The following is a 20,164-nucleotide window of genomic DNA, read 5'->3' on the forward strand; positions in this document are numbered from 1 at the left end:
CGGTATTGCTCGCCCGTGCCATCGGCCAGGCGCAGGCCGATAAGTCTATTGAGGCGATCGTAGTGGCGAACCACCCGCTGGCCCAGGGGATCACGGCTGGCGATGAGCCGGCCTTGGTCATCGTATTCGTGGTGGGTGGTGTGGCCCGAGCAGTCGGTGTAGCTGACCAGTTGGCCGTAGCGGTTCCAGGCCAGGGTCTTGGCACCGCCCTTGGCGTCGATGATGCGGGTGGGGCGGTCGGGCAGTTGCGGGTGGGTGTATTCGTAGCGGGTCTGTTCGCCCAGCGGGTCGAGTATATGGGTGAGGTTGCCGCGCTCGTCGCGGGTCAGGGCCCAGCGTCGGCCCTCGGCGTCCTGCAGGCCGAGCGGCCAGCCGGTCTCGGGGTCGAGGGTGTGGCGCTGCGAGGCGCCGCCGGGGCTTTGGGTTTCCAGCGGGCGGCCTTCGCCGTCCAGGTAGCGCCGGCTCGTCCGGCCCAGAGCGTCCCGGGTCGCCACCAGCCGGCCGAACAGGTCGTGTTCATACTCGACCCGGCTGCCGTCGGCGCGCACGTGGGCGCTCCAGCGGCGCAGACCGCCTTCGCCGGTGAATGCGTAGCGCTGGCTGCGGCCCAGGTTGTCGGTGACTTCGGTGTAGTCGTCGCGGTAGTGGTAGGTGTGGGTCAGGCCGTCCGCCTCGATCTGGCGCAGTACCTTGCCCTGCGGGTCGTGGCGGTCCCATTCGTAGCGCATGTCCACGCCGCCGGGCTGGCCGTGGCCGGTCATCAGGTGGTTGTGCCAGGTGAAGGTGCGCACCACCTCGCCGATGCGGTTGCGCACTTGGCTCAGGTCGCCCTCGGCGCTGAAGTCGTAGCGCACCAGCCAGTCGTTGTCCGGGTGGGCGGGGTCGAAGCCGGCGGGGATAGGGCCGGCCGGATTGGCCAGGATCACGCCGAGCAGGCGCAAGCCATGGTCCGTCTCGCGGGCCTCGAACAGGCGCTGGTAGACCAGGGCGTAGCTGCGCCCGGCGCTGTCGCGCACGCTCGACAGCACGCCCTGCTCGCCCCAGCCGAATTCGCTGCGGTAGCCGTTGCGGTCGAAAGTGGCGTGCAGGCGCCAGCGTCCGGCCGGCTCGCGGCGGAAGTGCACGAAGCCCTGGCCGGACAGTAGTACGACGGAGCCTTCGTGCTGCTGCACCGCCTCGGGCACGCCGGTCCAGCGCCGGCCCCATGGCTCGCAGGGCTGGTCCGCTTCGGCGCCGCCACGGCGCATCCACAGCCGCTCGCTGCCGGAGTAGTACGAGGCGCCCGGCTTCAGGGCAGGAAAGGCAATGCGCCGACCCTGGGCGTCGGTGAGGGTGGTGCTGTCGGTATCCAGTTCCAGGCCCAGTCCCTCGCCGGGCAGGGACCAGCCCTGGCCCAGGCTGCCGATGCGCACGTTGCGCGACAGGTAGCCACGGCTGAAGGTGAAGGGCATCGGTGCCGGCAGGACGAAGTCGGTTTCCGCCGGCAGCAGCTTGGCGCCCAGGATCGGGTTGACCGGCTGGCCGACGCTCGGCGAGCAGGCGGAGGGCTGGTCGGCCATCCCCACCGCCGTGCTGCCGACGAATACGTTGGGGGAGCCGGTAACGATCACCGCACCCGCCACTTCGTGGCCGATATGCGACACCGGCAGGCCTGCGGATTCCGTCATCTGGACCCTCCTTGGTTCAGCAGTTGATGTCGACTTTGGGCGACAGGATTTCGATTTCGCTCGGCGTGATGCGGATGATGCTCTGCCCACAGCGCAGGGTGATCTCGCTGTCCGCCTTCAGCTCGATGGTGTCGCTGCTCAGAGTGATGCTGGAGCCGTCGATGTCCACCGAACTGGCGCCACCACCCGGGGACGCTCCCTCTCCGGACGGCGCCACGATGTTCTTGGCCATGCTCTGACCACCACCGGCGCCTCCCCCACCGCCGCCACCCACGCTGAGGCTGTAGGACTTGCCCACCGACGCGCTGTGGCTCTGGCCGATGCGGTCGGAGCGGCTCATGCCCACGTTGGTGACCATCATCATGCCGACGTTGAGGTTGTACCCCAGCCCGACGTTTTCCATGCGCCCCAGGCCGACGTTCTGCATGTACGCCAGGCTGATCGTCTCGGTCTTGTTCATCCCCACGTTGATCGACCAGTTTTTGCCGATCCGGTCCGTCTCGTTCAGGTCCACCTTTTTCGTGCGGTTCTTGTGGATCGTCACCTTCTCGTTGCCATCCACCGTTTCCGTACGGTTCTGATGGATGTCGATGGTCTCGTTGCCGTCCACTTCTTCCTTGCGGTTGCCATGCACCGTGATCGTCTCGTCACGGTCCACCGTCTCCGTACGGTCGCGCTTGATGTGGCTGGTCTCGTCGCGGTCGATGGTCTTGCTGCGGTCGTTGCCTACCCAGTGCGTCTCGTCGTTCTCGACTTCGATGTCCTGGTTCTTCTCGGCGTGGATCCACAGCTGCTCCTCGCCCTTGCGGTCCTCGAAGCGCAGCGCGTTGGCGTTCTCGTAGCCACCGCCCAGGCTGGATCGGGTCAGGATGCCCGACTGGGTGGCGTTGGCCGGCAACTGCCACGGCGGCATCTGGAAGGCGTTGTACAGCCGACTGGTGATCACCGGACGGTCCGGGTCGCCGTTCAGGTAGTCGACCAGCACTTCCTGGCCGATCCGCGGCAGGTGGATGCCACCGAAGCTCGAGCCTGCCCACGGGTGCGACACGCGTATCCAGCAGGAGCTGTTCTCGTCCTTGCTGCAGTAGCGGTTCCACGGGAACGACACTTTCACCCGGCCGTATTCGTCGGTGTAGATTTCCTGGCCCTTCGGCCCCGTCACTGTCGCCGTGTCCGGGCCCATGGTCTGCGGCCGGGGTGTCAGCCGCTGGGCGCGGAACGGCTGGTCCGACGGGTGCGTCTCGACCCGGATGCGCAGTACGTGGCTGCTCGAGCCGCTGGCCGCCTCGTAGTCGTTGTCGCTGAACTGGTAGTGCGCCGCCACCACCAGGTATTCCCGGTTCTGGCTCGCGCTGGGGTGGCGCTCCAGGGTGAACAGGTAGCCCGGCGCCAGTCCCCGCGCCCGCCCCGTCGCCTGGCCGCGCAGGTGCGCGCTCTGCAGTTCCTCGACCCGCACCCGGGCGTAGGCCTCACCCTCGCCCAGGTTGGTGTAGCCACCCGGATAGTCGAAGATTTCGTAGCTGCCGTGGGCATGCCCGGGCGACTGGTCGCGGCGCACCGCCAGGTCCGAGCGCGGCATGGTGAAGTTGTAGTCGTGGGACATGTATTGCCCCGGCTTGACCGAGCCACCGGAGGACCAGGTGTCGATGTGGTCCTCGTCCGGGTAGGTCACGTCCGGGTCGAAGTAGGGAATGCTGGCGTAGCCGGGATAGGGGTTGCACAGCCCGATGTCGTCGCTGATGACCATCACGTGCTCGCCGGCGCTGTGCTCGAACCAGAACCAGATGCCCTCGTTCTCCAGCATGCGCATCACGAACTGGGTGTCGCTCTCGCGGTACTGCACGCAGTATTCCCACACGCGGTAGCTGCGGGTGAGCATGAAGCGGGTCGGGAACGGGTAGTTGCCCAGCACCTGCTTGACCATGTCCGGCGCGGTCATGTTCTGGAAGATGCGGTAGTCGCTGCGGCGCGTGCCGTACCACAGCCAGGGCTTGAGCCGGGCCTGGTAGAGGTAGTGGCGGCCTTCCTTGCCGACCAGGGCGAATTGCTCGCACTGGCCGTTGATGTGGCGCCGCGCACCGCCGGCCAGCTCGATCGCCACCGTCACTGGGGTGCCCAGGATGGCCTGGGGGTCCAGGCCCTTCTGCTCGCTCTTCATGACCAGCGTCATGTCGAACAGCCGGGAGATTTCCTCGTGGCCGTTCAGGGTCGAAAAGCGCAGCGCGTCGTCACCGAATACCGTGGTGACGTTAAGTACTCTGTTCATCCGCTCGCCTCCCTGCAAGCTACAGCTGGCCGTCGCCTCCTGCGACGGCCATACCGACCCTGTCAATTTCAACCGAACAGAGCAGCTACAACAATTCGGATTTGCCGTAAACGACGAACAGGTCTCACTTGTCGCCGGCGTTTGCAGGGTGCGCTACGCGCACCGGAAGCTGCAGAGACGCTCCTGCGCGGTGCACCCTACGAATGGCGTCATGGCGCGTGGCGGGCGGCGCTGGCCTGGACGATGCGCTGGGCCGGGGCGTGCAGTTGGGCCATCAGGTAGTCGACGAAATCGGGCGCGTAGCGCTGGCAGGCCACCGCGCGGGACATGCACACCAGCCAGGCCTCCGCCTGCTCCGGGCCGATCGGCCACTGAGCATGGAAGCTGGGAATGGCGATGGAGCCGTACTTCTCGGCGAACAGCTTCGGCCCGCCGAGCCAGCCGCTGAGAAAGCAGACCAGCTTGTCGCGCGCCACGGCCAGTTCCTCCGGGTACATCGCGCGCACCTCCGCGGCTTCCGGCAGCGCATCCATGAATCGGTAGAAGTCCTCCACCAGGCGGCGCAACCCTTCCAGGCCACCCGCGGCCCGATAGGATGCGTCGCCGACACCGTACTGTTCGCTCATTACCCGCTCCTCCTTGCAATGCCGGCATTCTAGCCCCGCCGGCAAGACGCCAAGTTGAGCTGGATCAGGCACTTAGCCCTCCCGCCGTTGCGCTGTGTGCATGGCATGCACGGCGAAGGACGGCAACTCCGGGTCGCATCCGCGACCGATCGCCGCAGGCATCGGGTGTAAGCTGCTGACCAGCGAGTCACAGGAACAGCCCATGGCCCTCAGCGTATTCGACCTCTTCAAGATCGGTATCGGCCCGTCCAGCTCCCACACGGTGGGGCCGATGCGCGCCGCCGCCCGCTTCGTCGAAGGGTTGCGCCGGGAGGGGCTGTTCGACGCCACGCAGAGCCTCAGGGTCGAGCTGTACGGCTCCCTCGGCGCCACCGGCAAGGGGCACGGCAGCGACAAGGCGGTGCTGCTCGGCCTAGAGGGCGAGCAGCCGGACCGCGTCGATACCTCGACCATCGACGCCCGCCTCGCCGCCATGCGCGCCAGCGGGCAGCTGAAGCTGGGCGGCGACAAGCCGATCCGCTTCGTCGAGAAGGAACACCTGGCGATGATCCGCAAGCCGCTGGACTACCACCCCAACGGCATGGTCTTCCGCGCCTTCGACGGCGCCGGCCTGCAGCTCCGCTCGCGCGAGTACTACTCGGTGGGTGGCGGCTTCGTGGTGGACGAGGAAGCCGCCGGCGCCGACCGCATCGTCGAGGACAAGACCGCCCTCGCCTACCCGTTCAGGACCGCCAGGGAGCTGCTCGGCCAGTGCGCCGAGCACGACCTGTCCATCAGCCAGCTGATGCTGGCCAACGAGGCGGCCTGGCGCCCCGAGGCCGAGACCCGCGCCGGGCTGCTGAACATCTGGCAGGTGATGCAGGACTGCGTGGCCGCCGGCTGCCAGAACGAGGGCATCATGCCCGGCGGCCTCAAGGTGCGCCGCCGCGCCGCCGCCCTGCACCGCCAGCTCAGCCAGAACCCCGAGGCCAGCCTGCGCGACCCACTGACAGTGATGGACTGGGTCAACCTCTACGCCCTGGCGGTGAACGAGGAGAACGCCAGCGGCGGCCGCGTGGTCACCGCGCCCACCAACGGCGCGGCCGGCATCGTGCCGGCGGTGCTGCACTACTACCGGCGCTTCGTGCCCGGCGCCAGCGACGACGGCGTGGCGCGCTTCCTGCTCACCGCCGCCGCCATCGGCATCCTGTACAAGGAGAACGCCTCCATCTCCGGCGCCGAAGTGGGCTGCCAGGGCGAGGTCGGCGTGGCCTGCTCGATGGCCGCCGGCGCCCTGTGCGAAGTGCTCGGCGGGACCATCGCCCAGGTGGAGAACGCCGCCGAGATCGGCATGGAACACAACCTCGGCCTGACCTGCGACCCGGTCGGCGGGCTAGTTCAGGTGCCCTGCATCGAGCGCAACGCCATGGGCTCGGTGAAGGCGATCAACGCCGCGCGCATGGCCCTGCGCGGCGACGGCCAGCACTTCATCTCGCTGGACCGGGTGATCCGCACCATGCGCGAGACGGGCGCGGACATGAAGAGCAAGTACAAGGAAACGGCCCGCGGCGGCCTGGCGGTCAACATCATCGAATGCTGAAGGTGGTAGAGGCCGCCTCAACCAGTATTTGAGAATAATTCTCGGGCGTATTACTCTCGCAACTTCAAGCCCAACCCTGCGCCGCCATCGAGCCATGAACACATCATCGCCCTTCCCGCCCCACCCTCTGCGCGAGCTGCACCCCATCCAGGAACTGGAACTGCTGTCGCGCCGCCTGCGCGGGCTGCCGCGACGCAGCCAGCAGGTATTCCTGCTCAGCCGCCTGGATGGTCTCTCCTACGAGAACATCGCCGAACGGCTCGGCATCTCCATGGATCTGGTGGAAAAGAACATGCTCCGGGTCCTTCGGCAGTGCCAGCGGAGCGGGACCCGAGGGTGAAGAGTTCCCCCGAACGGCAGCGCCAGGATACGGCGACCCACTGGTACGTGCGGTTGCAGAACCCGCAGCTGCCGGCCAGCGAGCGCATCGACTTCCGCCGCTGGCTGGACAGCGACCCGGCCAATGCCGAGGCGTTCCACGACGTCGAACTGCTCTGGCGGAAACTCGACGCACCGGCCCACCGGCTGGCCGGCAACGGCTGGTACCACCGCCCATCCCTGAGCCATCTGCGCGGCCCGGCGCTGGCCGCCTGCCTGCTCGGGCTGGCAATCGGCGGCCTGCTCTGGTGGGGCGCCCCCTAGGTTCTGTACAAAAAGTACCTGTGCTCGGTGATACTGCGTTAAAAAGAGACTCGGAATGCTCATTTACAGCCGTAAACTCCGCTTCCTCGCCTCTTTTGCCTTGTCTGACCTTCGCTCGACGACTTTTCGTACAGACCCTAGCGCAAACAACTATTGCGCCCAGGGAGGCGGCGGGGGTTCGTCGCGGGGGGCGTCCTCGGCGTTGCGGGCCGCCTCGCGGCGCTCCTGCTCGATCAGGGCGGCCTTGATCTCGCGCATCACCGCGCCGACGTCCGCCTGCTCCTCCGGCTCGTCGAAGTGGCCGGTGAGCGAAGTCTCGGGGGTCAGCTCGCCTTCCTCGTAGAGCGCCCACATCTCCTTGGCGTAGCGGGTCTCCAGCAGTTCCGGGGCGAACTGGCCGAAATACTCGGCCATGTTGCGCACGTCGCGCTCGAGCATGCTGAAGGCATGGTTGTTGGCAGCGGCGTCCACCGCCTGGGGCAGATCGATGATCACCGGGCCGTAGGGGTCCAGCAGCACGTTGAATTCCGAAAGGTCGCCGTGCACCAGGCCGGCGCAGAGCATCTTGACGATTTCGCCGATCATGAAGGCATGGAACTCGCGGGCATCCTCGGGCAGCAGGTCGACGTCGTTGAGCCGGGGCGCGGCATCGCCGTAGCCATCGTCGACCAACTCCATCAGCAGCACGCCGTCGAGGAAATCGTAGGGCTTGGGCACCCGCACGCCGGCCGCGGCCAGGCGGAACAGCGCGGCCACTTCGGCGTTCTGCCAGGCGTCCTCCTGTTCCTTGCGGCCATACTTGCTGCCCTTGGCCATGGCGCGGGCGTCACGGCTGTTGCGGGTCTTGCGCCCCTCCTGGTACTCGGCGGCCTGGCGGAAGCCGCGCTTGTTGGCCTCCTTGTAGACCTTGGCGCAACGCAGCTCGCCGCCGCAGCGCACCACGTAGACCGAGGCTTCCTTGCCGCTCATCAGCGGCCGTACCACCTCGTCGATCAGACCATCTTCGAGCAGGGGTTCCAGGCGTTTCGGGGTTTTCATCGAACTGATCGGGTTTCCACTGGTGACAATTCCGCCCTTATACGGCAATCCGCCCTCGCCGCCCAGCTAGCCCACCGTCAGCGAGCGCCGCAGGGCCTCGATGGCGTAGCGCACCTTGGCCGGCTGGGCGTCGCGCCGGGGCGTGACCAGGTGCAGGCCGATGGCCGCCGGCTGCCAGCGCGGCAGCACCACGAGCAGCTCGCCCCGGGCCAGCAGCTCGCGGATCTCCGGCTCCGGCTGCAGCGAGAGGCCCATGCCGGCCAGGGTGAACTGGCGCACCGAAAGAATGTTGTTGCACACCACCCGCCCCTCCACCCGCAGGCGCTGCACCGCGCCCGCCGGCCCGTGCAGCGTCACCTGGGCGCCGCGCTCTTGGCCGAGGCTCAGCCAGTCCAGTTCGCTCAGCCGCTCGGGCCCGTCGATCGGGCCGCAGCGCGCCAGGTAGGAGGGTGCGGCGCACAGCAGCATCGGCCAGTCGCCGATATGGCGTGCGACCAGACTGGAGTCCTCCAGGCTGCCGACGCGGATGGCCAGGTCGATGCGCTGCTCGATCAGGTCGATCTGCTCGTCCTGGAAGAACAGCCGCAGGCTCAGTTGCGGATGAGCGCGCAGCAGCGGCGCCAGGGCGTCGGTGATCAGGTGGCCGGAGAACCCCACCGGCGCCGCGATGCGCAACTCGCCCACCGGCGCATCGCGCAGCTCGGCCAGGCGCTGCTCGGCCTGCTGCGCCAGTTGCACGATCTGCCGGCAGCTCTGGTACAGCTGCTCGCCGGCTTCGGTCAGGGTCAGCCGGCGTGTGGTGCGGTGCAGCAGGCTGACCCGAGTGCTCTCCTCCAGCTTGCGGATCTGCTGGCTGACCGCCGAGGCGGTCATGCCCAGCGACTCGGCGGCGGCCACCATGGAACCCTTCTCCACCACCGTGGCGAACAGGGCCATGCGCTTGAGCTGCTCCATTATTAAGCTCCGCTTAATTGTCAAAGCGGATTAGGCCGCTTTTTCCTGGCTTTATCCAGCGGCGATTATGTAGACCACATTCAACGCACCCAGGAAACCTCCATGAAACTCGCCCTGATCGGCGCCACCGGCTACGTCGGTTCCGCCCTGCTCGAAGAAGCCCTGAACCGCGGCCACCAGGTGACCGCCCTGGTCCGCCACCCGGAGAAGCTGCCGCAGCACGCCAACCTCGTCGCGGTGCAAGCCGACGTGCATGACGTGGCCGCCCTCGCCAACCACCTGCGCGACCACGACGCCGTGCTCAGCGCCTTCAACCCCGGCTGGGGCGTGGCCGACATCCGCGAGCAGTTCATCGCCGGCAGCCGCGCCATCGTCGCCGCGACTAAGGCCGCCGGGCTCAAGCGCCTGCTGGTGGTGGGTGGTGCCGGCAGCCTGTACGTGGCGCCGGGCAAGCAACTGATCGACAGCGAAGGCTTCCCCGTCGAATACAAGGAAGGCGCCGAGGGCGCGCGCCAGGCCCTCGACCAGTTGCGCGAAGAGCGCGAACTGGAGTGGACCTTCCTCTCCCCCGCCGCCCACCTGGAGCCCGGCCCACGCACCGGCCAGTTCCGCCTGGGTGGCGACGAGCTGCTGCTCAAGGACGGCCAGCCGGGGCATATCTCGGTGGCCGACCTGGCCGTCGCCCTGCTCGACGAGACAGAGCAACCGCGCCACGTGCGCCAGCGCTTCACCCTGGCCTACTGAGGAGACCGTCCATGACTCATGTGCAATCCCGCGCCTTCGTCGCCACCGACACGCCAGCGCGCTACATTGGCCGCCTGTGCAAACACTTCGCCCACAAGGTCCCGGTCGAGTTCGACGAGCGCCAGGGGCGCGTGGAATTCGAGTTCGGCCTGGCCCTGCTGCAGGCGGAAGACGGCGGCCTGAGCCTGCGGGTGCAGGCTGCCAACGACGATGATCTGGAGAAGCTGGAACACGTGGTGGCCAGCCACTTCGAGCGCTTCGCCTGGCAGGAAGCGCTGGCGCTGGACTGGCAGAAGCAGGGCTGAGGCGGTCGGGCCGAAACGGCTGGAGCTGTGTCGACGGCGGGTTCTGCATCCGGGCAGTCGGGTGCAGACCCTATACGGACAAGGCATTCAGGAAATCCTGTCATTCCCGCGCAGACGGGAATCCAGTCGCGGGCAAGACAGCACATCCTGGGTCCCCGCCTGCGCGGGGACGACGGAGTGCGTGGAAGCCCAGCACCCCGCCTACCCAACCATCAATCGTCGCGGAAGATAGCGGCGGCTCTGCATCAGAGCCGTCGACTAACGACCTATACGAACAATGCAACCAGCAAATCCCGTCATTCCCGCGTAGGCGGGAATCCAGTCTCTGGGCAAGACAGCGCGTCCTGGGTCCCCGCCTTCGCGGGGACGACGGGGTCACTGAGGGGTACGTAGGGGCACAGCACCCCGCCTACCCAACCATCAATCGTCGCGGAAGATGACGGCGGCTCTGCGTCAGGCCCGTCGGCCGACGACCCCACACGAACGAGGCAACCAGGAAATCCCGTCATTCCCGCGCAGGCGGGAATCCAGTCGAGGGCAAGACAGCGCGTCCTGGGTCCCCGCCTGCGCGGGGACGACGGAGTGTGTAAAAGCCCAGCACTCCGCCTACCCAATCATCAAGCGTCGCGGAAGATGGCAGCGACTCTGTGTCAGGCCCGTCGGCTGACGACCCTATACGATCGAAGCAACCAGTAAACCCCGTCATTCCCGCGTAGGCGGGAATCCAGACGCGGGCAAGACAGCACATCCTGGGTCCCCGCCTGCGCGGGGACGACGGGAGCGTAGGTGGCACGGAGCATCCCGGTACCGATGCCCCGAACTAGGCCTCGGGAGCAGTCCTGCGCGCAGGCAGGGTCATTTCGATGGGCTCGCCGAGGGACTCTTCCAGCCGCTGCATCTCATAGTGGATGGCCGCGGCGCCGTCGGCATGTTCCCGGGCGATCCGTGCGAAGCGCTCAGCCGCCTCGATCAATGCCAACACTACCGAGGGGTCGAAGCGCGTGCCGCTGGCGGCGCTGATCTGCGCCACTGCTTCCTCATGCTCCAGCGGTTGCCGATAGGTGTGGCGGCTGGTCAGTTCCTCGTAGGCGCCGGCCACCGCCATCAGCCGCGCCGCCAGCGGGATGCTCTCACCGCGCAGCCCCTGCGGGTAACCGCCGCCATCCCACTGTTCGTGCTGGCTGTAGACGATGTCGCGGGCATCGCGCAGGAAGTTCGGCACGCTGCCCAGCTTGGCCTCGGCCGCCAGCAGCGCGTCGCGCCCGGCGATGATGTGGCCGTGCAGCAGCTCCAGGTCCTCGCCCTGCAAGGGCACCGGGCTGAGCAGGATGCGGTCCGGCAGGGTCAGCTTGCCGATGCCGTGCAGCAGCGCCGACTTGCCCAGCTGGGCGATGCGCTCCTCGTCCAGTTCGGCGGCCATGGGCGGTTGCTGACGGGCCAGGGTGGCGGCCAGTTCGACCATGTACAGCTCGATGCGCTCCAGGTGCCTGCCTCGCGGGTTTTCGCGCATCGACGCCAGCTTGGCCATGGCCTCGATGGTCACCTCCTGCAGGCGCTGAATGTCGCGGGTGCGGCGCTTCACCTCCAGCTCCAGGTACTCGCTCCTGTCGCGCTGGAAGTCGGCGCCGGCCTTGATCTGCAGGTGCGCGCGAATCCGCGCGAGGAGGAGGTGCGGGCGGATCGGCTTGGTGATGTAGTCCACGGCGCCGAGGTCGAAGCCGTACTGCTCGCCGTCGCGGTCGGCCATGGCGGTCAGGAAGATCACCGGGATCTCCGCGGTGGCGGGGTCGGCCTTGAGCCGGCGGCAGACTTCGTAGCCGTCCATCTCCGGCATCATGATGTCGAGCAGGATCAGGTCCGGCGGCGGGCTGGCGGCCGCGATGCGCAGCGCCATGGCGCCGCTGTCGGCGACCTTGACCCGGTAGCTGTCGGCCAGCAGCTCGCTCATCAGCATGAGGTTCTCAGGCGTATCGTCCACCAGCAGCAATACCGGCTGGTCGGGCCGGTCGAGCATCTCCGCCATCATCCGCTCCTTGTCCGGGGCCGCGCCGCCTCGCGCGGCGGGCCGTGAAGTATTGATCGCGCTCCGCTGAGTCGGTTCCTGGCAGGCGGCGGTTTGAAAGTCAGATGTGGATTGGCAGTACCGACGGACGGATCGACAATCGTTCCATGCAGATTCGGGGGACCGCCATTCGGCGAGCCACCACCGGGAGACCACCATGCTCGATCAGGACCACTGCTGGCAGGCCGTATGCGACCGCGACGCCGATCAGGACGGCCGCTTCGTCTTCGCCGTGCGCAGCACCGGCATCTACTGCCGGCCCAGTTGCCCGGCGCGCCGGCCGCGCCGCGACAACGTCAGTTTCCACGCCGACCCGGCCAGCGCAGAGGCCTCCGGCTATCGTCCGTGCCGCCGCTGCACGCCGCAGGGCCGCAGCCCGGCCGAACAGCTCGACGAGCTGGTGGTGGCCGCCTGCCGCCTGCTGGAGAACAGCGACAAGGCGCCGACCCTGGAACAGCTGGCGGCGCGCATCGGCCTGTCCGCCTCGCACCTGGCGCGCGCCTTCAAGGCCCGCACCGGGATGACGCCCAGAGCCTGGTTCGACGCCCGCCGCCGCCAGCGCCTGGAGGCCGCCCTGCCCCGCGCCGGCTCGGTGCTCCAGGCAGCGCTGGACGCCGGCTACTCCGGCACCCGCGCCCTGTACGAGCAAGCCTCCGCCCTGAGCCCCGCCGAGCGTCGGCGCAAGGGAGCCGGCGAAGTGCTGCGCTACGCCATCACCGACTGCCGGCTGGGCCTGCTGCTGCTCGCCACCAGCGACAAGGGCGTCTGCGCGCTGCTGTTCGGCGACGACGAGGCTGAGCTGGAAGCGGAGCTGCACCAGCGCTTCGCCGCCGCCGAACTGAAGCGTGACCAGCGCGGACTGCGCGACTGGCTGCGCGAGGTACTGGCCCAGGTCGAGGAACCGACGCGGGCCGCCAACCTGCCGCTGGACATGCGCGGCACAGCCTTCCAGCAGCAGGTGTGGCAGGCCCTGCGCAGCATTCCGCCGGGGCAGACGCGACGCTACGGCGAGCTGGCCGAGCAGTTGGGCAGCCACGCCCGCGCCGTCGCCCGCGCCTGCGCCAGCAACCCGCTGGGGCTGCTGGTGCCCTGCCACCGGGTAATAGGCGCCAGCGGCGCGCTCACCGGCTACCGCTGGGGCGTGCCGCGCAAACAGGCGCTGCTGGAAAAGGAAGCCGAGTAGGCGGGGCTTGCCGCGGCGCCCCTTCCGGCCGAAGCTATGCGCCCCGAAGGAGCGCTCCATGGACATCGCCGAACTCACCCGCCGCCTGCACGCCATCCGCGACCACAACGACTGGCGCCGCTTCCACAACCCGAAGAACCTGGCCATGGCCGCCAGCGTGGAAATGGCCGAGCTGGTGGAAATCTTCCAGTGGCTGTCGGAAGACCAGGCCCGTAAGCTCGATGCCGAGCGGCTGGAACACGCCGGCCAGGAGATCGGCGACATCGTGCTCTACCTCCTGCTGCTGTGCGCCGAGCTGGGCATCGACATGGACCAGGCGGTGCGTGCCAAGCTGGCCGACAACGAGCGGCGCTTCGTATCGTGACCCCGCCCTCGCACAGCGCCCGTGGAGGCACCCTTGACTGACCGGCACTTCGACGAACTCGCTACCCGCTTCGCCGAGAAAATCTACGGTGGCGCCAAGGGCGCCATCCGCCTGGCCGTACTCCAGGCCGACCTCAAGGAGGCGCTGCCGGAACGCCCGTTGCGGGTGCTGGACGTCGGCGCCGGGCTCGGCCACATGAGCCTGTGGCTGGCCCAGCGCGGCCACGCCGTGACCTTGGCGGAACCCGCCGAGCCCATGCTCGAAGGCGCCCGTCAGCGCTTCGCCGCTGCGGGCGTCGAGGCGCAATTCATCCAGGCGCCCTGGCAGAACCTGCTGGGCCGGCTCACCGAACCCTACGACCTGGTGCTCTGCCACGCCGTGCTCGAATGGCTGTCCGAGCCCCACGCCATCCTGCCCGTGCTGCACCAGCTCACCGCACCCGGCGGCTGGCTGTCGCTGGCCTTCTACAACAAGGATGCGCTGGTCTACCGCAACCTGCTCAAGGGCCACTTCCGCAAGCTGCGCAAGGAACGCTTCGCCGGCGAGGGCCAGAGCCTGACGCCGCAGAAACCGCTCGACCCGCGCGAACTGGCGACGCAACTCGAAGGACGCTGGCGGGTCGAAAACCGCAGTGGCGTACGCGTGTTCCACGACTACATGCCGAGCGAATTCCAGGCCAAGGCCGAACTGGCCGACCTGCTGGAAATGGAGCTGGCCTACCGGCGCCATCCCGGCTTCGCCGGCCTGGGCCGCTACCTGCACTGGATCTGCCGGCCGCTGTAGCTCCGGACACGGGGCGCACCCGGATTGCTTTCAGCTCCTGCGGAATCAGGCTGTCTACAGCGTCTTCGCAGATGCGGTTGGAGAAGGTGATTCACCCGAAAAGACGAGACTGAAAACGAGGCCTGCTCGCATCAGCTGTCACTATCGCAAAGGCTATGTCCCCGTTAGATGTTGCACGCCTTGTGGGAGCGGATTTATCCGCGAATTTCGCGGCCAATCGGAATGCCGCCCAGCCGCCCCCACTCATGGCCCCACGCGGACACACGAGGAGAACAACAACAATGACCCAGATCGCCTTCATCGGCCTCGGCCACATGGGCCTGCCCATGGCCCGCTACCTGCTCAAGAACGGCTTCGCCGTGTGCGTCTTCGACCTGGTCAAGGAAGCCGTCGACACCCTGGTCACCGAAGGCGCCCAGCCCGCCGGCAGCGCCGCCGACACGGTCAGGGACGCCGCCGTGGTGGTCAGCATGCTGCCCGCCAACCGCCACGTGGAAAGCCTCTACCTGGGCGAAGACAGCCTGCGAGCGTGACGAACCAGCTGTCACGCTCGCCCCGGCTCAGCGCAGGCGGACGATCTGCCCTTGCTGTGGCGGCAGGCGGCCGTGCACCAGACCGGAGATGATCTCGGCGGCGGCTTCGTAGCCTTCGTTATGCACCACCTCGACCAGCTGCGTGCCGCTGTTCTCCACGCGCTGGTAGAACTTCACCATGCCCTCGCCGACATAGCGCGAGACACCGCCCGAACCCCAGTCGACATTGCGTTTGCGCATCTGGATCGGCGCGAAGAACATCTTCGGCTCCGGCCCGCTGGCGGCCTTGTACTCGGCCTCCTCGGTGTTCTGCGCCGAGCCGGCCACACAGCTGTAGGTCAGCTGGTCGGCGAAGTGCGCATGCACCCGGTCGCGCAGGGCCAGGTCGCTGGAGAAATCGACGTAGACGGTCGGCACGCCGGCATCGAGTCGCTCCAGGTCCCGGTACGCCACGGCGCTGTCGTAGCAGCCAAGCTGCTCGACGAAGGCGATGTTGCCGGGCGAGGTGAGCCCGATGCACTCGATATCGTGTTCTTCCAGGCAGAACAGGGTGCAGTAGGCGGTCTTGCTGGAGGCGCTGGAGAACACCAGACGCCTGGCGCCGAAGAAATCGTTGTCGATGAGGAAATCGGCGAGCATCGCCGAGGTCAGGTACAGCGGTTTGAGCAGTGCCTGGAGGTCTTCGTGCGCCAGGCTGTAGTAGGGATCGGCCGAACACAGCGGGTACTGGTTGTACGGCGTCGGCAGCTCGGCACGGTGCTCGTCGAGGGCGCGGAAGCCACGCGGGGTCACGCCCGCCCTGATCCGGGCATAGGTGGCGATCGGGTAGTAGCCGTAGTAGCGGGCGCCCACCTCGATGCCCTCTACGCCCGACGCGACCACGTCGGCGAATCCCCACACGGGCATGTGCCCCCAGTCGGCCTCGCCTGTCGGGTAGAAATCCCAGTAGCGCATGGAGTCGCCGAACGCCGCGTAGGTGATGTTGTTGGTGGTCAGCGCGAAATGGTCGGGCTTGAGGATGACCTCTCCGGGCGCCGGGGTCAGGTCGAAGTCGAGGCTGTCGATGCGGCTCTGGTCGAGTGCGCCCTTGTGCGTGAGCAGGCGGGTCAGCTTGACGGATGGGGGCATTTGCGGGTCCTCTGGCGATCGACTGATGATGAGCCACAGGTTAGAGGGCGATGCACAAGAACGGGTTCGGAAACCGCGGCGCAACCAGCATGGAGGTGGAGAGGCCCAGAACCAAGCCGCTCAAGCGTCCACGCCAGGCACGCGCCCAGTTCACCGTGGAGGCCATCTACCAGGCCTTCGTTCGGATTCTGCAGCGCGACGGCTGGGACGCCGTCACCACCCGTGCAGTGGCGCTGGAGTCGGGCTTCGCGGTGGGCACCCTGTACGAATATTTCCCCGGCAAGGAGGCGCTGCTCTCGGGCTACATCCGCCACTGCATCGAGCAGCTGCTGGAGCACATCGACCAGCAGGTGATCACGCCGCCGCTGGACTGGCGTACCCGGCTGTCGCGCCTGCTGCGGCTGAGCTGCGGCCCGCAGGAATCCATGTACCAGCTGTTCACCTACGAAATGGCGGGGCTGGAGGCCAGAGTCGCCGAACCCAAGCACCACCTGCGTGCCTACCAGGAACTGCTCGGCAAGTGGCAGGAGGTATTCGACGCCTGCACGGACCTGCCTCAGCCCACGCCGCCAGTCCGGGTCGAGGCGCTGTTCCTGATGGTCTGGGGCGGCCGGCGCTACGCGGCACTCGGCCAGCTCGACGCCATGCGCCTGCAGGAATGGCTGGAGGAGACGGAGCGCCTGATACAGGGCGCCCTGGAAAGCCCTAGCGCTCCCTGAGCGCCTCCCCCCGCGCCCGGATGATCGGCTTGAGCAGATAGCTCAACACACTCTTGTGCCCGGTGATGATGTCCACCGACGCCACCATCCCCGGGATGATCAGTAGCGGGCTCTCCTCGCTGCCCAGGTGGCTCTTCTCCGTGCGCAGCTGGATCAGGTAGAAGCTGTTGCCTTCCTCGTCGGTGATGGTATCCGCGCCGATCTGCTCCAGCTGGGCCGGCAGGCCGCCGTAGATGGTGTAGTCGTAGGCGGTGAACTTGACCATCGCCTTCTGCCCGGGATGCAGGAAGGCGATGTCCTGCGGGCGGATGCGCGCTTCCACCAGCAGGGTGTCGTCCAGTGGCACGATCTCCACCAGGTCGCTGCCCGGCTGGATCACCCCGCCGATGGTGTTGACCAGCAGTTGCTTGACGATGCCGCGCACCGGCGAGGTGACCAGGGTGCGGTTGACCCGGTCCTCCAGCGCCTTGCCACTGGCCTGCACCTTGCTCAGCTCGGTGCGCGCCTCGTTGAGCTGGGTGAGCGCGTCGCTGCGGAAGCGCGAGCGGGTCTCGGCGATCTTGCGCTCGACCTCCTTGATCGCCGATTCGGCGCGGGGAATCGCCAGGGTGGTGGCGTCCAGCTGGCCGCGGTTCTCCACTTCCGAGCGGCGCAGGCGCAGCACTTCCACCTGGGATATCGCGCCCTTGGCCACCAGCGGCTCGGACATGTCGATCTCCTGGCGCAGCAGGTTCAGCCCGCGCTGGTACTGGTCGCGCTTGGAGACGTACTCGCGCAGTTCCTGGCGCCGCTGCACCAGTTGCTCCTCCAGGCCCGCCACCTCGTCCTGCAACTGCTGGCGGCGGCTCTGGTACAGCGCCTGCTCGCTGGCGGCCAGCCTCGGCACGGCCTCCAGCGCGTTGGCCGGCAGCTCCGGTTCGCGTTCCTCGACCTCGGCGGCCAGCCGCTCCACCCGCAGCAGCAGCGCCAGGCGATCGGCCTCGGTCTCGCCGACGTTGGAGGCGAAGCGGGTGTCGTCCAGGCGCAGCAGCGGCGCGCCGGCCTCCACCACCTGGCCCTCGCGGACGAACAGCTCGGCGACGATGCCGCCCTCCAGGTTCTGGATCTTCTGCAGCTTGGATGAGGGAATGGCCTTGCCGTCGCCGCGGGTGACTTCGTCGACCACGGCGAAATGCGCCCACAGCAGGGCGAACAGGCTGAAGCCGATCAGGCTCCAGAGGGTCAGGCGCACCAGCCGCGGGGCATCCTCGATCAGCGCCTTGCGCACTTCCGGCAAGGGCTGCCCGGCCAGGGACTCGCGACCGCGGAAGTAGCCGCGCAGCTGCTGGGAGAAGCTGTCACGCCACATGGATGCGCCCCCCCTTGAGCGCGTCCATCACCTCGGCCTTCGGCCCGTCGGCGACGATGCGACCGCGGTCGATCACCACCAGCCGGTCCACCAGGCTGAGCAGCGAGGTGCGGTGGGTGACCAGCACCAGGGTCTTGTCGGCGATGTAGGGTTTCAGGCGCTGCTTGAGGCGCTCCTCGCCGGTGTTGTCGAGCGCGCTGGTGGGCTCGTCCAGCAGCAGGATCGGCGGGTCCAGCAGCAGCGCGCGGGCCAGGGCCACGGCCTGGCGCTGGCCGCCGGAGAGCAGCTGGCCGCGCTCGCCCACCGGCAGTTCGTAGCCCTGCGGGTGCAGGCGGGCGAACTCGTGTACCCCGGCCAGTTCGGCGGCCTGCAGCACCAGTTCGTCCTCCACGTAGCGGGCGCCGCTGACCAGGTTGTCGCGCAGGCTGCCGGAAAACAGCTGGATGTCCTGGGCGACGTAGCCGATGTTGTGGCGCAGGTCGCCGACGTCCAGCTGGCGCACGTCCACGCCGTCCACCAGCAGGTGGCCGGCGTCTGCCTGGTACAGGCCCACCAGCAGCTTGGCCAGGGAGCTCTTGCCCGAGCCGCTGCGGCCGATGATGCCGACCTTCTCGCCGGGCGCGATGCGCAGGTCGATGCCACTGAGGGCAGCGCCCTGCTGCTGCGGATAGCGAAATTCCAGCTGACGGCATTCGATGGCCCCGCGCAGTTGCGGGCGGCTGAGGGTGCGGGCCTGCTCCTCGCGCTCCTGCGGCAGCGCCATCATCTGGTCGATGCTCTGCATGCTCACCCGCGCCTGCTGGTAGCGGGTGAGCAACCCGGACAACTGGCCGAGCGGCGCCAGCGCGCGGGTACCAAGCATGTAGCAGGCGATCAGCCCGCCCATGCTCAGCTCGCCCGCGATGATCAGGTACACGCCGAGAACGATGGTCACCACCCCGGCCAGTTGCTGGATGAAGCCGGTCAGGTTGAGCGCCAGGCTCGACAGCATGCGCGCGCGCAGCTCCAGGCGGCCGAGGGTGCCGATGGTCTGCTCCCACAGATACTGGCGCTCGCTCTCGGCGTTGTTGACCTTGACCGCGTCGAGCCCGGCCAGGGTCTCGATCAGGCTCGACTGGCGCTCGGCGGACAGCGCCATGGTGCGCTCCATGGTCTCGGCCAGCGGCCGCTGCAGCAGCCAGCCGAGGCCCAGGGCCAGGGGGAAGGCCAGCAGCGGAATCCACACCAGGTGGCCGCCGAGCCAGGCGATCACCGCCAGCACCAGCAGGGTGAACGGCAGGTCGATCAGGCTGGTCAGGGTCAGCGAGGCGAGGAAGTCGCGCAGCACCTGGAACTCGTGGATGTGCTGGGCGAAGCTGCCGACCCGCGCCGGGCGCATCTTCATGGCCATGCCGACGATGCGCTGGTACAGGCTGGCGGAGATGATCAGGTCGGTCTTCTTGCCGGCCAGGTCCAGGCACAGGCCGCGCATGGTCTTGAGCAGCAGGTCGAACAGGAAGGCGCCGGAAATGCCGACCGCCAGCACCCACAGGGTGGCCTCGGCCTGGTTCGGCACCACCCGGTCGTAGACGTTCATCACGAACAGCGGGGCGAACAGGCCGATCAGGTTGATCAGCACGCTGGCCGCCACCGCGTCGATATACAGCCAGCGCGAGCGCGCCAGGGTGTCGCGGAACCAGGCGCGGGTACGTGGAATCAGGCTCTCGCGGTCCTGATCGAAGGCGTGGCGCGGCTGGGCGAAGAACACTTCGCCGCTGTAGTCCTCCTCCAGCAGGTCGAGGGCCACGCACACCTCGCCGCCGTCGCTCTCGCCGAGCAGCAGGCGCGCCTGGTCGCCCTCGCGGGCCAGGAGGACGGCGGTGCGGCCCTCCTTGAGCAGCAGCAGCGCCGGCAGGGCGATGGCCGGAATCTGCCGCAGCGGCCGGTGCAGCCAGCGTCCCTGCAGGCCGGCGCGGGCGGCGGCGCGGGGCAACAGCTCGGGCGACAGGCGCTGGGCCGGCAGCGGCAGGCCGGCGCTGAGCATGGCCCGGGTGGCCGGGCGCCGGTGCAACGCGCAGAGCGCCAGCAGGCCGTCCAGCAGCGGGTCGTCATGGCGCGCACGGGGGTCGCCCAGGTGCAACGTCGGGTGGGGCACGGCGGACACGGGCTGGCTCTCGGTACTGCTCATCGGGTTCCCTCCGGCGAGCCCGGCCCGCCAACTCCTTCAGGTTCCACGCGCCCCGC

The 20,164-nt window shown here is 68.1% G+C and carries 18 protein-coding genes and 1 pseudogene; 10 read left to right on the forward strand and 9 right to left on the reverse strand.

Annotated elements, in window-relative coordinates; all coding sequences use genetic code 11:
• The 3 genes from N7640_RS13035 to N7640_RS13045 all read right to left on the reverse strand — a co-directional run.
• Positions 1-1,667: DUF6531 domain-containing protein (locus N7640_RS13035; RefSeq protein ID WP_279906079.1), on the reverse strand; the 1,667-nt coding region annotated here is incomplete at its 3' end.
• Positions 1,668-1,683: 16 nt separating this feature from the next.
• Positions 1,684-3,933 carry a type VI secretion system tip protein TssI/VgrG gene (tssI, locus tag N7640_RS13040; protein WP_279906203.1) on the reverse strand — a complete coding sequence of 750 codons (2,250 nt, stop codon included), beginning with the start codon at positions 3,931-3,933 and terminating at the stop codon, positions 1,684-1,686.
• Positions 3,934-4,142: 209 nt separating this feature from the next.
• Positions 4,143-4,559 (reverse strand): group II truncated hemoglobin, encoded by a 417-nt coding sequence (locus N7640_RS13045; RefSeq protein WP_279904426.1) that lies wholly within the window; start codon positions 4,557-4,559, stop codon positions 4,143-4,145.
• A 202-nt stretch (positions 4,560-4,761) separates the two neighbouring features.
• On the opposite strand from N7640_RS13045, the gene N7640_RS13050 reads away from it, so the two are divergent.
• From N7640_RS13050 to N7640_RS13060, 3 genes are all read left to right on the forward strand, one after another.
• Complete coding sequence (locus N7640_RS13050) at positions 4,762-6,138, forward strand: L-serine ammonia-lyase (protein WP_279904425.1); 1,377 nt, start codon at positions 4,762-4,764, stop codon at positions 6,136-6,138.
• 94 nt (positions 6,139-6,232) lie between these two features.
• Positions 6,233-6,478, forward strand: coding sequence for a sigma factor-like helix-turn-helix DNA-binding protein (locus tag N7640_RS13055; RefSeq protein ID WP_279904423.1), 246 nt, complete (start codon positions 6,233-6,235; stop codon positions 6,476-6,478).
• Positions 6,475-6,780, forward strand: a complete 306-nt coding sequence (locus N7640_RS13060) for a DUF4880 domain-containing protein (protein ID WP_279904422.1) — start codon at positions 6,475-6,477, stop codon at positions 6,778-6,780. Before N7640_RS13055 ends, N7640_RS13060 begins: the two co-directional genes overlap by 4 nt.
• 150 nt (positions 6,781-6,930) lie before the next feature.
• Here N7640_RS13060 and N7640_RS13065 read toward each other — a convergent pair whose 3' ends face one another.
• Both N7640_RS13065 and N7640_RS13070 read right to left on the reverse strand, forming a co-directional pair.
• Positions 6,931-7,818, reverse strand: a complete 888-nt coding sequence (locus tag N7640_RS13065) for a PA4780 family RIO1-like protein kinase (protein ID WP_279904421.1) — start codon at positions 7,816-7,818, stop codon at positions 6,931-6,933.
• A 66-nt stretch (positions 7,819-7,884) separates the two neighbouring features.
• Positions 7,885-8,772, reverse strand: a complete 888-nt coding sequence (locus N7640_RS13070) for a LysR family transcriptional regulator (protein WP_279904419.1) — start codon at positions 8,770-8,772, stop codon at positions 7,885-7,887.
• Positions 8,773-8,874: 102 nt separating this feature from the next.
• On the opposite strand from N7640_RS13070, the gene N7640_RS13075 reads away from it, so the two are divergent.
• Both N7640_RS13075 and N7640_RS13080 read left to right on the forward strand, forming a co-directional pair.
• The gene (locus tag N7640_RS13075) at positions 8,875-9,516 is read left to right on the forward strand and encodes an NAD(P)-dependent oxidoreductase (RefSeq protein ID WP_279904418.1); all 642 of its coding nucleotides are present in this window, start codon (positions 8,875-8,877) and stop codon (positions 9,514-9,516) included.
• 11 nt (positions 9,517-9,527) lie between these two features.
• The gene (locus N7640_RS13080; protein ID WP_279904417.1) at positions 9,528-9,821 is read left to right on the forward strand and encodes a DUF2218 domain-containing protein; all 294 of its coding nucleotides are present in this window, start codon (positions 9,528-9,530) and stop codon (positions 9,819-9,821) included.
• An 820-nt stretch (positions 9,822-10,641) separates the two neighbouring features.
• Here the strand turns inward: N7640_RS13080 and N7640_RS13085 are convergent.
• Complete coding sequence (locus tag N7640_RS13085) at positions 10,642-11,844, reverse strand: HD domain-containing phosphohydrolase (protein WP_279904416.1); 1,203 nt, start codon at positions 11,842-11,844, stop codon at positions 10,642-10,644.
• A gap of 196 nt (positions 11,845-12,040) precedes the next feature.
• Between N7640_RS13085 and ada the strand changes: the two genes are divergently transcribed.
• From ada to N7640_RS13105, 4 genes and pseudogenes are all read left to right on the forward strand, one after another.
• Positions 12,041-13,066: a bifunctional DNA-binding transcriptional regulator/O6-methylguanine-DNA methyltransferase Ada gene (gene ada / locus N7640_RS13090; protein WP_279904415.1), complete on the forward strand. Its 1,026-nt coding sequence runs from the start codon at positions 12,041-12,043 to the stop codon at positions 13,064-13,066.
• Positions 13,067-13,124: 58 nt separating this feature from the next.
• Positions 13,125-13,430, forward strand: a complete 306-nt coding sequence (locus N7640_RS13095; protein ID WP_279904414.1) for a nucleotide pyrophosphohydrolase — start codon at positions 13,125-13,127, stop codon at positions 13,428-13,430.
• Positions 13,431-13,463: 33 nt separating this feature from the next.
• Complete coding sequence (locus tag N7640_RS13100; protein WP_279904413.1) at positions 13,464-14,213, forward strand: methyltransferase domain-containing protein; 750 nt, start codon at positions 13,464-13,466, stop codon at positions 14,211-14,213.
• 281 nt (positions 14,214-14,494) lie between these two features.
• Positions 14,495-14,737: pseudogene (locus N7640_RS13105) on the forward strand (NAD(P)-binding domain-containing protein); the annotation flags it as partial.
• 36 nt (positions 14,738-14,773) lie between these two features.
• On the opposite strand, the gene N7640_RS13110 reads toward N7640_RS13105, so the two are convergent.
• On the reverse strand, positions 14,774-15,874 hold the full coding sequence (locus tag N7640_RS13110; protein ID WP_279904412.1) for a DUF2855 family protein: 1,101 nt from the start codon (positions 15,872-15,874) through the stop codon (positions 14,774-14,776).
• A gap of 95 nt (positions 15,875-15,969) precedes the next feature.
• On the opposite strand from N7640_RS13110, the gene N7640_RS13115 reads away from it, so the two are divergent.
• Positions 15,970-16,593, forward strand: a complete 624-nt coding sequence (locus tag N7640_RS13115; protein WP_279906204.1) for a TetR/AcrR family transcriptional regulator — start codon at positions 15,970-15,972, stop codon at positions 16,591-16,593.
• On the opposite strand, the gene N7640_RS13120 is transcribed toward N7640_RS13115, so the two are convergent.
• On the reverse strand, positions 16,580-17,941 hold the full coding sequence (locus N7640_RS13120; protein ID WP_279904409.1) for an HlyD family type I secretion periplasmic adaptor subunit: 1,362 nt from the start codon (positions 17,939-17,941) through the stop codon (positions 16,580-16,582). The two genes, N7640_RS13115 and N7640_RS13120, sit on opposite strands and share 14 nt — an antisense overlap.
• On the reverse strand, positions 17,931-20,108 hold the full coding sequence (locus N7640_RS13125; RefSeq protein WP_279904408.1) for a type I secretion system permease/ATPase: 2,178 nt from the start codon (positions 20,106-20,108) through the stop codon (positions 17,931-17,933). The genes N7640_RS13120 and N7640_RS13125 overlap by 11 nt, the downstream gene beginning before the upstream one ends.
• Positions 20,109-20,164 lie beyond the last annotated feature (56 nt).

Source organism: Pseudomonas sp. GD04015, assembly GCF_029837675.1.
GTDB lineage: Bacteria > Pseudomonadota > Gammaproteobacteria > Pseudomonadales > Pseudomonadaceae > Aquipseudomonas > Aquipseudomonas paralcaligenes.

Excerpts from the sequence above, each read along its gene's own strand:
- tssI (WP_279906203.1), bottom strand. The coding sequence starts at position 3,933 with ATGAACAGAGTACTTAACGTCACCACGGTATTCGGTGACGACGCGCTG.
- N7640_RS13045 (WP_279904426.1), bottom strand. The coding sequence starts at position 4,559 with ATGAGCGAACAGTACGGTGTCGGCGACGCATCCTATCGGGCCGCGGGT.
- N7640_RS13050 (WP_279904425.1), top strand. The coding sequence starts at position 4,762 with ATGGCCCTCAGCGTATTCGACCTCTTCAAGATCGGTATCGGCCCGTCC.
- N7640_RS13055 (WP_279904423.1), top strand. The coding sequence starts at position 6,233 with ATGAACACATCATCGCCCTTCCCGCCCCACCCTCTGCGCGAGCTGCAC.
- N7640_RS13065 (WP_279904421.1), bottom strand. The coding sequence starts at position 7,818 with ATGAAAACCCCGAAACGCCTGGAACCCCTGCTCGAAGATGGTCTGATC.
- N7640_RS13070 (WP_279904419.1), bottom strand. The coding sequence starts at position 8,772 with ATGGAGCAGCTCAAGCGCATGGCCCTGTTCGCCACGGTGGTGGAGAAG.
- N7640_RS13075 (WP_279904418.1), top strand. The coding sequence starts at position 8,875 with ATGAAACTCGCCCTGATCGGCGCCACCGGCTACGTCGGTTCCGCCCTG.
- N7640_RS13080 (WP_279904417.1), top strand. The coding sequence starts at position 9,528 with ATGACTCATGTGCAATCCCGCGCCTTCGTCGCCACCGACACGCCAGCG.
- N7640_RS13085 (WP_279904416.1), bottom strand. The coding sequence starts at position 11,844 with ATGGCGGAGATGCTCGACCGGCCCGACCAGCCGGTATTGCTGCTGGTG.
- ada (WP_279904415.1), top strand. The coding sequence starts at position 12,041 with ATGCTCGATCAGGACCACTGCTGGCAGGCCGTATGCGACCGCGACGCC.
- N7640_RS13095 (WP_279904414.1), top strand. The coding sequence starts at position 13,125 with ATGGACATCGCCGAACTCACCCGCCGCCTGCACGCCATCCGCGACCAC.
- N7640_RS13110 (WP_279904412.1), bottom strand. The coding sequence starts at position 15,874 with ATGCCCCCATCCGTCAAGCTGACCCGCCTGCTCACGCACAAGGGCGCA.
- N7640_RS13120 (WP_279904409.1), bottom strand. The coding sequence starts at position 17,941 with ATGTGGCGTGACAGCTTCTCCCAGCAGCTGCGCGGCTACTTCCGCGGT.
- N7640_RS13125 (WP_279904408.1), bottom strand. The coding sequence starts at position 20,108 with ATGAGCAGTACCGAGAGCCAGCCCGTGTCCGCCGTGCCCCACCCGACG.